This window comes from uncultured Roseibium sp. (assembly GCF_947496995.1).
GTDB lineage: Bacteria > Pseudomonadota > Alphaproteobacteria > Rhizobiales > Stappiaceae > Roseibium.
The window spans coordinates 479,379-489,969 of record NZ_CANMFD010000005.1; the positions used below are offsets into that span (position 1 = coordinate 479,379).

9 protein-coding genes are annotated in these 10,591 nt (G+C 60.7%); 8 read left to right on the forward strand and 1 reads right to left on the reverse strand.

All coding sequences use genetic code 11. The features are described from left to right. The first annotated feature begins 45 nt into the window (after positions 1-45). The 8 genes from Q1B40_RS21090 to Q1B40_RS21125 all read left to right on the forward strand — a co-directional run bounded on the left by Q1B40_RS21090 (position 46) and on the right by Q1B40_RS21125 (position 7,627). Positions 46-1,185 (forward strand): extracellular solute-binding protein, encoded by a 1,140-nt coding sequence (locus Q1B40_RS21090; protein WP_299819077.1) that lies wholly within the window; start codon positions 46-48, stop codon positions 1,183-1,185. A gap of 74 nt (positions 1,186-1,259) precedes the next feature. Then, the gene (locus Q1B40_RS21095) at positions 1,260-2,345 is read left to right on the forward strand and encodes an ABC transporter ATP-binding protein (RefSeq protein ID WP_299819080.1); all 1,086 of its coding nucleotides are present in this window, start codon (positions 1,260-1,262) and stop codon (positions 2,343-2,345) included. After that, entirely contained in the window at positions 2,342-3,697 is a 1,356-nt protein-coding gene (locus Q1B40_RS21100) for an aspartate aminotransferase family protein (RefSeq protein ID WP_299819083.1), read from the forward strand. Before Q1B40_RS21095 ends, Q1B40_RS21100 begins: the two co-directional genes overlap by 4 nt. Positions 3,698-3,706: 9 nt before the next feature. Next, entirely contained in the window at positions 3,707-4,636 is a 930-nt protein-coding gene (locus Q1B40_RS21105; RefSeq protein WP_299819086.1) for a 3-keto-5-aminohexanoate cleavage protein, read from the forward strand. Between the two features lie 2 nt (positions 4,637-4,638). Beyond that, positions 4,639-5,121 (forward strand): GNAT family N-acetyltransferase, encoded by a 483-nt coding sequence (locus Q1B40_RS21110; RefSeq protein ID WP_299819089.1) that lies wholly within the window; start codon positions 4,639-4,641, stop codon positions 5,119-5,121. Then, positions 5,118-6,140, forward strand: coding sequence for a histone deacetylase family protein (locus Q1B40_RS21115; protein WP_299819092.1), 1,023 nt, complete (start codon positions 5,118-5,120; stop codon positions 6,138-6,140). The genes Q1B40_RS21110 and Q1B40_RS21115 overlap by 4 nt, the downstream gene beginning before the upstream one ends. Continuing rightward, positions 6,137-7,237, forward strand: a complete 1,101-nt coding sequence (locus Q1B40_RS21120; RefSeq protein ID WP_299819095.1) for an FAD-binding oxidoreductase — start codon at positions 6,137-6,139, stop codon at positions 7,235-7,237. The genes Q1B40_RS21115 and Q1B40_RS21120 overlap by 4 nt, the downstream gene beginning before the upstream one ends. A 36-nt stretch (positions 7,238-7,273) precedes the next feature. Further along, positions 7,274-7,627 carry a RidA family protein gene (locus Q1B40_RS21125; protein WP_299819098.1) on the forward strand — a complete coding sequence of 118 codons (354 nt, stop codon included), beginning with the start codon at positions 7,274-7,276 and terminating at the stop codon, positions 7,625-7,627. 116 nt (positions 7,628-7,743) lie between these two features. Here Q1B40_RS21125 and Q1B40_RS21130 read toward each other — a convergent pair whose 3' ends face one another. Further along, positions 7,744-9,720 (reverse strand): M23 family metallopeptidase, encoded by a 1,977-nt coding sequence (locus Q1B40_RS21130; RefSeq protein ID WP_299819100.1) that lies wholly within the window; start codon positions 9,718-9,720, stop codon positions 7,744-7,746. Positions 9,721-10,591 lie beyond the last annotated feature (871 nt).

Sequence of the window (10,591 nt, forward strand, 5' to 3'; positions counted from 1 at the left end):
TCAAAGCAAAAGACCTGACAAACAAGACCAGAGTGGACAGAAAAAATGGACAATACAACACGCTATGAGCGCATGCGCGAACGCTATCTCAACGGTGACCTCGACCGCCGCAAGTTCCTCGGCCTGATCGGCGCGGCCGGTCTTGCCTACGGCGTTCACACGCCTTTCGCCCGCCAGGCGCTGGCAGCGACGGAACAGGTCCGGTTCGACGGTTGGGGCGGCGTCGTGTCGGAGGCCTTCCGCAAATATGCTTTCGATCCCTATACGGAAAAGACCGGGATCAAGGTTGTCGACGGAACGTTCGGCGGCGGCGATGAATATCTCTCGCGGGTGAAAGCGAGCCAGGAAGGCGAATACAACATCGCCCACCTGTCCGGTGTGTTCGATTATGCGCGTTACGCCAACCTCGGCCTGAACTCCACGCTGAACGAAGCGAACATTCCGAACCTCAAATACGTCATCCCGAAGCTGACGGATGTGTTCCGCAGCGTGACCGACGGCACGCTTTCCTGTGTCCCCTATGACTATGGCACCACCGGCATCGCCTATAACCGCAAGTACATCTCCGATGAGGAAGCCAAGGAGAAGGGCGCGAAGCTTCTGATCGACGCTGCCTACAAGGGCAAGATCGGCGGCTGGTCCGACTGGCGGACGCGGGTCTGGTACGCTTCCCTTCAGACCGACCAGGATCCCAATGATGCGACCGACATGGATGCCGTCTGGGAGGCCGTGCGCACCAACCGGGACCTGCTGCTCAAATACTGGCAGTCGGGTGCGGAACTGATGAGCCTGCTTGCCGAAGAAGAGATCTATGTGACCGAAGGCTGGTCCGGGCGTATCTATGCCTTGCAGGAACAGGGCAAGGATATCGGCTATATCGATCCGCCCAACGGCTTCGGCTGGCAGGAGTGCCTCTTCGTGATCAAGGGCTCGCCGATGGAAGCCTGCGAGGAGTTGCTCAACTTCATGCTGGCACCGGAAACCTCAATCGCCGTGGCCGAAGGGCAGAACTACCCGCCGGCACTCGACCCGACCAAGGTCAATCTCGGTGACAAGATCCCGACGCTGCCGGCCTTCGATCCGACAGGCAAACTCGACGGACTGACCTTCGCCAATCCGGGATACTGGAATTCGCACGAGCAGGCCTGGTCCAAGACCTTCGGCCGCATCCAGAAGGGCTACTGACCCTCAACCATCGACATTGTTTCCGCCCGGAGCCGCCGGGCGGGAATGCTTCCTCAAGTTTTCGGAGTTCGGATGTGGGCGCTGTTTCCCTGACCGATATCGTCAAGCGCTTTGGATCGGTTACCGCGGTCCAGCGCATGTCCATGGATATTCCGGAAGGCAGTTTCGTTACGCTTCTGGGACCGTCCGGCTGCGGCAAGACGACGACGCTGCGGATGATCGCCGGCCTGATCGACCCCTCGGAAGGGGAGATCACGATCAAGGGGCGGCGGGTCAACGATGTGCCGATCCACAAGCGCAATCTTGGCCTGGTGTTCCAGAACTATGCACTGTTTCCGCACAAGACGATCGCGCAGAACGTGGCTTTCGGATTGAAATACCGCGACCTTTCGAAGGCCGACATGGAACGCAAGGTGCGCGATGTCCTGGACCTTGTGCAGCTTCCCCATGTGGCCGACCGGTACCCGAAACAACTCTCCGGAGGTCAGCAGCAACGGATCGCACTGGCCCGGGCAATCGTCATCGAGCCGGATGTTCTCCTGCTTGACGAACCGCTTTCCGCGCTTGATGCCAATTTGCGCGAGGACATGCGGGTCGAATTGAAACGCATTCAGCAGCGGATCGGCATCACCACGGTCTTCGTGACCCACGACCAGTCGGAGGCCCTTGCCATGTCCGACAGGGTGGTTGTCATGTCCGATGGCCGGGTCGAGCAGATCGGCACGCCGGAAGACGTCTACAACACGCCGGCCAGCGAATTCGTCTCCAGGTTCCTCGGGATCTCCAATATCCTTGCCGCGACGAGCAAAGGGGGGGATGCCGTCGGCCTGTCCCTCGATCTTCCCGTTTTCGGCCAGATCACCGTCCCGAAGGAGAAGGCGCCGCATGTGGAAGGGCCCGGACCGGTGAAGCTGGTCATCCGGGCTGAAAAACTGCTGCTGACCGATCCCTCGGCACCCAGGGACGAGCGGGTTGCCTTCGACGGTGTCGTGGAAGCTGTCGACTATCAGGGGCAGGCGGCCCGCTATTTTGTCCGTGTCGGCGATCAGCAACTGCAGGCAATCAACATGATCGACGAACGTCCCTTCCAGGAAGGGGAAACGGTTTCCGTCCGTTTCCGCCCACGGGACTGCGCCGCGCTGCCGGGAGCACCGTCATGAGCGCGCCAGAGAAATCCCACCTGTTTTATCAGAGCCGGCAAAGACGGCCGGTTCTGGACCAGGCCAAAGGCGTCTACATGTGGGACGTGGACGGCAAACGCTATCTGGACGGCTCTTCGGGAGCCATGGTCTGCAACATCGGTCATTCGAATCCGCGCGTTCTGGAAGCCATGCGCAGACAGATGGAGAAGTCGACCTTCGGCTATCGTCTGCATTTCGAAACCGAGCCGGCGGAAAAACTGGCGGCGAAAACAGCAGGTCTCGCACCGGAGGGGCTGGACAAGGTGTTCTTCGTGTCCGGCGGGTCGGAGGCGGTGGAAAGCGCCATAAAGCTGGCGCGCCAGAATGCCGTCGCGACTGGCGAGGCGCAGCGGACGAAAATCATTTCCCGGGAACCGAGTTACCACGGCTGTACGCTCGGCGCGCTGGCGCTGACCGGCTACGCGCCCCTGACCGCCCCCTTCGAGCCGATGATGCGACCGATGCCGAAAATCCCGGCGCCGCGTGCCTATCTCGACGGGCTCGACCCGGACGACGAGGCCACCGGCCTCCACTACGCGGATATGCTGGAGGAGAAGATCCTCAACGAAGGTCCGGAAACCATCCTGGCCTTCATCGTCGAACCGGTGGGCGGCGCCTCCACCGGTGCGCTTGTTCCACCCAGGGGCTACATGCGGCGCATCCGGGAGATCTGCACCCGGTACGGGGTGTTGTTGATCCATGACGAAGTCATGTCCGGCGGCGGCAGGACGGGAAAATTTTTCGCCGCCGACCACTGGGACGCCAAGCCCGATATCCTGGTCATCTCGAAGGGCTTTGCCGCCGGCTACGTTCCCCTGGGGGCCATGGTCGCGCACAAGGATATCGTCACGAATGTGCTCGACGCCGGAGGGTTTCTGCACGGTTTCACCTATGCCGGCAATCCGCTGGCATGCGCCGCCGGGCTTGCCGTGCTGGAGGAAATCGAACGAGAAGGTCTTTGCCAGAACGCGACCAGGACCGGAGCGCTTCTGAAAACGGAGCTTGAGAAACTCATGGCGCGGTACCCGATTATCGGCGACGTGCGCGGCAAGGGGCTGCTGCTGGCGTTCGAACTGGTCGAGGACAGGGCAGACATGCGGCCGCTGCCGAAGGAACTGAACGCCTACAACCAGTTGGTCGATATCGCCTATGACAACGGCCTGATCATTTATTCCCGGCGGACGAGAGGCGGTTATCGCGGCGATCACTTCCTGGTCGCGCCGCCGATGATTTCGACAGCGGATCATGTGGCGGAAATCATCGAGGGTCTCGATCTTTCCCTGCGCCAGTTTCTCGACAGGATGTCTCAACAACAGGCCCGGGCCAGCTAGTCTCAAGCAATGTCAGAAAAAATCATCATCACCTGTGCCATTACGGGCTCCATACACACGCCGACCATGTCGCCGCACCTGCCGGTGACCGCAGCCGACATCACCAGCCAGTCGATCGATGCGGCTGACGCCGGCGCTGCGATCCTGCATCTGCATGCCCGTAACCCGCAAACCGGTCAGCCTTCCGCCAGAGCGGAGGATTACATGGGGTTTCTGCCGCACCTGAAAGCTGGATGCGATGCGGTTTTGAACCTGACGACAGGCGGCAGCGCCGTCATGAGCCTCGACGAGCGTCTCGAAGGACCGGTCCGGGCCGAACCGGAAATGTGTTCGCTCAACATGGGCACCATGAATTTCGCCCTTTATCCGCTGGCGGAGCGTTTCGATACCTGGCAGCACGAATGGGAAAAACCGTTCCTGTTGAATTCTGACGATCTGGTCTTCAAGAACACCCCCAGGGATATCGCCCATGTGCTGACGCGAATGGGCCAGGAGCGCGGCGCGCGCTTCGAGTTCGAATGCTACGATATCAGTCATCTCTACATGCTGCGCCATTTTGCCGACAGGGGGCTGGTCAAGCCGCCCTTCTTCATTCAGTTCGTTTTCGGTGTTCTCGGCGGGATCGGTGCGGACCCTGAAAATCTTCAGCACATGAAGCGGATGGCCGACAAGCTGTTTGGTGAGGACTATCTGTTCTCCGTCCTGGCGGCGGGGCGCAGTCAGATCCCCTTTGCGGCAACGGCGGCCAGCATGGGCGGTCATGTGCGGGTCGGGCTGGAAGACAACCTCTATATCGCCAAGGGCGTGCTTGCCCGCTCGAACGCCGAACAAGTCGTCAAGATCCGCAGCATTGCGGAAGAGCTCGGCCGTAGTGTTGCCTCCCCCGATGACGCCCGGCAGATCCTCGGGCTCAAGGGCGCGGACAGGACCGCTTTTTGACCATGAGCGCAATCGAGATCAGACGGGCGGAACGCGGGGACGCCGAAAGGCTCCATCGTGCCCTGACACAGCTCTCGCGAGATCTGGGTGACACCCATGCAGCTGACCTCGACATTCTGCTGCGTCACGGATTTTCCGAGCCACCGGCCTTTTTCGCGTTGATTGCAACCAGGCAGACAGACACCGTTGGTGCATTGCTGGCATCGCCGCTCTTTTCAACCACACGCGCCGGCGCGGGACTTTATGTCTCCGACCTGTGGGTGGCGGAAGATACCCGTGGCTCCGGTCTCGGGAGGCAGCTTCTGGCTGCCGCGCTCGACCTTGCGCCGGCGACCTGGACCGTCACCTTCCTGAAACTCGCGGTCTATCATGACAACCCGGATGCAAGCCGGTTTTATGAGCGCCTGGGCTTTGAGCCCCGCGAGGGGGAAACAGTCTTTGATCTCCGTGGTCCGGCGCTGACAAAATTGAGGAACCGTTCATGAAGGCCCTGTTTGACGAACGCCAATGGCTGCATGACCCGAAACATTTCATGGCCAACGGCACACGACTGGCAAATCCGGAGCAGCCCCGGCGGATCGAAGTGCTGAAGAGTGGCGCCGAAGCGGCCGGCTGCCGGTTCGAGGCACCGGTCGACCACGGCATGGGTCCGATCGCGGCGCTTCATTCGGCTGAATATCTGGTTTTTCTGCAGACAATCCACACGCGCTGGCAACGCATTGAAGGTGCGTCGGACGAAGTGATCCCGAATATTCATCCCGACCGGCGCACGGCGAGTTACCCGCGCTCCGCCGTGGGACAGGCCGGGTTTCACCAGGCCGATACCAGTTGCCCGATCGCGGCGGGGACGTGGGAGGCGGCCTATTGGTCGGCCCAGAGTGCCGTGCAGGGGGCGGATCTGATCGCGGCCGGGGAAGACGGCGCCTATGTGCTGTCGCGCCCGCCGGGGCATCACGCCTTTGGCGATCTCGCCGGCGGGTTCTGTTTCCTCAACAACGCCGCTATCGCTGCCGAACGGTTGTTAAGGGCCGGAAAGCGGCCCGCCATTCTTGATGTCGACGTTCATCACGGTAACGGCACGCAAGGCATTTTCTATGAGCGCGGCGATGTCCTGACAGTGTCCGTTCATGCGGACCCGGTCCGGTTCTACCCCTTCTTCTGGGGGCATGGCCACGAGCGCGGCGAGGGGCCCGGCAGAGGCTTCAATCTGAACCTGCCACTGGTGCGTGGTACCGGGGACGACGACTATCTGAAGACGCTGGAAACCGCCTTCGACCATATCCGTGCTTTCGGGGCCGATGTGCTGATCGTCGCCCTTGGCCTTGATGCCTACGAGAAGGATCCCCTGAAGGGGCTTGCCGTCACGACGCCGGGCTTCAGCCGGATCGGTGCGGCGATTGCCCGGCTCTCCCTGCCGACGCTGCTTGTCCAGGAAGGCGGGTATCTGTCTGACGAGCTTGGCCAGAACCTCACCAGTTTCCTGACGGGATTTCAGGACGCATGACCGAAACCTCCGATTTTCTGATCATCGGCGGCGGAATTGCCGGCGCGGGGGCGGCTGCGCGTCTTGCGCCCCACGCCTCCGTCAGGGTTCTGGAAATGGAAGACGCCCTCGGCCGGCATTCCACTGGCCGCTCGGCGGCGATCTACATCCGCAACTACGGCAATCAGACCCTGAGGGCCTTGAACGCGATATCCGAACCGGTCCTGGAAAATCCGGAGGGGATATCGGACGCGAGCCTTCTGTCTCCACGTGGCGAGATGCTGATAGCCGGCGAGGACGAGCTGGGTGCTTTCGAGGCCTATCTGAAGGGCGCCGAGGGCATGGAAAGGTTGACGCCGGATGAGGCCGTCTCGCTTTTCCCTCTGTTGCGCAAAGATCGGATCGCCGCCGCGGCCATCGAGCGCGATGCGAAGGACATTGATGTCGACCGGTTCTTGCAGGGCTTGGCGCGCCTTGCCAGAAGGCATGGCGCGCACTTCGTCATGTCCGCGCCGGCGCGGCGCATAACCCGGGTTTCCGGACAGTGGCGGGTGGAAACGCCTCAGGGTGTTTTCGAGGCTCCGGTTCTGATCAACGCTGCCGGCGCCTGGGCGGATGAGATCGCAGCCCTGGCGGGTGTCAGAAAAATCGGCCTTGTCGCCATGCGCCGCTCGGCGGCCATCATACCGCCGCCGGAGGGCGTCGATGTCACCGGTTGGCCGCTTGTCGCGAGCGCGTCGGAAAGCTGGTACGCCAAGCCCGACGCCGGCAAGCTGATGGTCTCTCCCGCAGATGAGGACCCGGTTGCGCCCCATGACGTGTGGGCGGACGACATGGTGCTTGCCGAAGGTCTTCATCGCTTCGAACAGGCGGTCACCATGCCGGTGACCCGCGTTGAGCGGAACTGGGCAGGCCTGCGCAGCTTCGTTGCGGACCGGACACCGGTTGTGGGTTTCGCGTCTGATGCGGACGGCTTTTTCTGGCTGGCGGGACAGGGGGGCTATGGCGTACAGACAGCTCCGGCGCTGTCGCAACTGACGGCGGATCTTTGTCTGGGCAGAAAGTCCGATCTGACGGACAGTGTGGTCCAGGCATTGGCTCCGGCCCGGCTCGTCTGAGCGGTCCGATCATCTGAAGAGAGAAGGAAATTCGTCATGTCCGATATCAAGAGGCTGCATCCAGGTCCGCGCATGAGCCAGGCCGTCATTCACGGCGGTCTCGTCTGGCTGGCCGGCCAGGTCGGTAATCCCGGCGAAAGCGTCCAGGACCAGACCAAAGTGATCCTCGAGAAGATCGAGAAGCTTTTGGCCGAAGCGGGCAGCGACAAGTCGCGGCTGCTTCAGGCGACAATCTGGCTTGCCTCGATGGATGATTTCGCCGAGATGAACGCCGTCTGGGACGCCTGGATCGACCCGGCCAATCCGCCGACGCGGGCCTGCGGCGAATCCAAACTGGCAACGCCCGACTATACGGTCGAGATCATCATCGTCGCAGCGCAAGGCGCCTGATCGGGGTTTCGAAACAGGTCACGGCTTCATGCATGAGGATAAAACAATATCCTTGTTCAGCAAGCCGTGACTGAAATTCCGGCAAGGGTCTGAGCCCGGTCTTGTACGGAAATACTTTAGTTGATCGCAGCGATACGGGAGGGTTTGCGGACGCGCTCCAGAAGCGTGTCGATCCGGTAGCGCTCGGCCTCGAAGGAGGCGCGCATTTCCCCGTCGAGGGTTCTGCCCTTGGGCAGCTTGATACGCATCGGATCCATGTAGCGGCCATTCACCAGCACTTCGTAGTGAAGATGCGGGCCGGTGGAAAGCCCGGTCGATCCCACATAGCCGATGATCTGGCCCTGGGTGACCTGGGAGCCTTCCTTGATACCCTTGCCGAAGCCGCTCATGTGGTTGTAGGTGGTGGTGTATCCGTTGGTATGGCGCAGTTCGATGCGCCGCCCGTAGCCGGAACTCCAGCCCGCCTTGAGAACTGTCCCGTTGCCTGCGGCGATGATCGGTGTGCCACGGGGTGCGGACCAGTCAACACCCAGGTGCATCTTGGTGTATCGGTGGATCGGATGGCGACGCATGCCGAAACCCGAGCGGAACTTGCCGCCGTTGAGCGGCTTGCGCACCAGGAACTTTTTCGCGCTCTGGCCGGAGGCGTCGTAAAAGTCGGTGACCCCGTCGTCCGGTGTCCGGTAACGGTAGAATTCGCGTGTCGTGTTGCCGGTATTCAGGGACGCATAGAGAATTTTCGGGCCGCTGTTGTCATCGCCATCGGCGAAGAACAGGTCCAGGGAGTCTCCCGGCTGGACGCGCGCATTGAAGTCGACGTCAAAGGAGAACATGCGCACCAGATCGTCGATGATCTCCTCGGGCATCTCCTGTTCGAGCGCCGTCTGATAGAGACTGTCGTAGATCGCTGGTGTCGGCCCGCCGTAGGAAACCCGGTCGGCTTCCGCGAAAGCATCGGCGAGGAAGGTGCTGGGTTCCTTGGCCCTGACATAGTCGCCGCTGTCGGAACGGGCGACCGTCGCCCGGTGTTCGGTATTCTCATAGAGGCTGATGCGTTCGGGGCGCATGCGCTCGAGATTTTCAGGTGACGGCGCGAAGGCGATCCGGAGCCTCTGGCCATCCTCGAGGTCCGATATGCCGAAGTTGGTCCGCAGGGCCGAGGCGATCGTCCGGGCTTCGTCTTCGGTCGCCTCGTAATCCATGAGGATGTCGGCGAGGTCCTGGCCCTCGGTTACCGGGACGATGTTTTCATCCATGCCTGCGAAGCGGATGTCTTCGTCCCGTTTGGAGACGAAGGACACGTTCTCGGGCGTGATGCGCACCGCATAGCGCTCCAGATCGGGCTGAAGGGCGAGGTTGAAATCGAAGCGACCCGGATCGACGAGGGTTTTGGCGGCCATTTCAACGGCGTCGATGGACAGGGTGCGGGCGGTCTCGCGAACCCGCAATTCCACCTCGGTCTCCGAGGGTGTTTTCTCAAGATCGATGGCGCGGCTGGAAACCGGGAACGGTGTCAGGCTGATGCTGACTTCGCTCTCAAGCTTGGCGCCGTAGACAGAGTCGGTCAGGACGGGGGAGCCGGTGTCGCTCAGTCCCACCGGAAAGTTTTCTTCCCGATTGTCGGCAAACATGTTCAGCGGATTGAAGGGCGGAATGCTATCCGCAAGATCGGGGTCTTTTCTCGTGGCCAGTGTGGCGCTGACAAAGACATGCGGCTGCACACGGATATGGTCCCTGTCGCCGTCGCGGGTGACGACATTCACGTCGATCACATGCTTGCTGGAATATTCGGCCGCCGTGCGCAGGACCCTGTCGCCCTTGCTGCCGCCGTCTGCGGAAAGGCCCAGGCCGTTCAGGTAGGTATCTGCAGAAGGAGCAGCCTCCACGCTGTACTGGCCGTCGAGCGCGGCCATCAGGGCGCCGCCCATCAGGAACAGAGACGTCACGCCGGTCAGGACGGTTCCCGCCAGCCAGCGTAGGGAAACCTGTCGGCGGTCGGACAGACCGCTGCGGCCCTCATAGCCGCGCAGCGGAGGCTCGTCGCCAAGCTCGATACGGACGGTCTGAGCGCTATGGAAAGGGCCAAATTGCATTAATTCCTGTCCGGTCCTTTATACAGCCTGCGAGAAGACCATAACCGTCAGCCCGTCAAAAAGGGCTGGGGGATAGGGTCCGCCAAACATAATCAGGTCCTGCTAAATGCAGTGTTTGATTAAAAACGTCAATTGTTTCTGCACCGCCGGCATGGCAGCCGTCTAGGTATCCGGCGTCGGTACCTCCAGAATTTGTCAGTTCTGTGGTTAAAATCTCCCAGGAAGACGTCTTTATAATAATGGGGAGCACAAGGGTGCGGTCGGGCGGAAGCACGGCGGATCCGTATCCGCCGGAAATCCGGACCACCGGGCGGGAGTGGGCGCGCTAACATGATGATGTTGCGCTGCTATTTTTAGCCTGATTTGTTCTGTGAATCTTTTTTGACAAAGTCTGTTGACTCCGGTTCGGCCCCTGCGTATAACGCCCTCCATCGACGGCGTCGCCGCCATCTCGGCGCGCTCTGCTGTTGGTTCTACCGGACATCTTCGTCGCTCTGACCTGGCAACAGGAAGCAAGTTTGACGTCTTTGGTCGGAGGCCTTTGTGCCGCATTCACTACCTGTGAATGGTTCATTGACAATTTGATTTTGAAGGAAGGGAAGCGTAGGCGGCGTTGGCCTTGCGGGAAGCCATTATCGGAGCACTTGTGTTTTGGTTTTGGTTTTTAAGTAAGGGTTACGCAGGTACGTTTGATCTTTCAAACAAGGAAGCCGATTTGGCTGGACGGATTTATTCGTCTGGTTTTATCGAGCTCTTGTTAATTCTTGTGGGGGTTGGCAGAGATGCTGATTTTCACATTGAGTGCTTTAATGCATAGCGATTGATTAAGTTGCCTGTGATTGAACTTTTATTAAACCTGAGAGTTTGATCC

What these genes read in the sequence shown, in the direction of transcription:
- Q1B40_RS21090 (WP_299819077.1), top strand. Translation starts at nt 46, where the DNA reads ATGGACAATACAACACGCTATGAGCGCATGCGCGAACGCTATCTCAAC.
- Q1B40_RS21100 (WP_299819083.1), top strand. Translation starts at nt 2,342, where the DNA reads ATGAGCGCGCCAGAGAAATCCCACCTGTTTTATCAGAGCCGGCAAAGA.
- Q1B40_RS21105 (WP_299819086.1), top strand. Translation starts at nt 3,707, where the DNA reads ATGTCAGAAAAAATCATCATCACCTGTGCCATTACGGGCTCCATACAC.
- Q1B40_RS21110 (WP_299819089.1), top strand. Translation starts at nt 4,639, where the DNA reads ATGAGCGCAATCGAGATCAGACGGGCGGAACGCGGGGACGCCGAAAGG.
- Q1B40_RS21115 (WP_299819092.1), top strand. Translation starts at nt 5,118, where the DNA reads ATGAAGGCCCTGTTTGACGAACGCCAATGGCTGCATGACCCGAAACAT.
- Q1B40_RS21120 (WP_299819095.1), top strand. Translation starts at nt 6,137, where the DNA reads ATGACCGAAACCTCCGATTTTCTGATCATCGGCGGCGGAATTGCCGGC.
- Q1B40_RS21125 (WP_299819098.1), top strand. Translation starts at nt 7,274, where the DNA reads ATGTCCGATATCAAGAGGCTGCATCCAGGTCCGCGCATGAGCCAGGCC.
- Q1B40_RS21130 (WP_299819100.1), bottom strand. Translation starts at nt 9,720, where the DNA reads ATGCAATTTGGCCCTTTCCATAGCGCTCAGACCGTCCGTATCGAGCTT.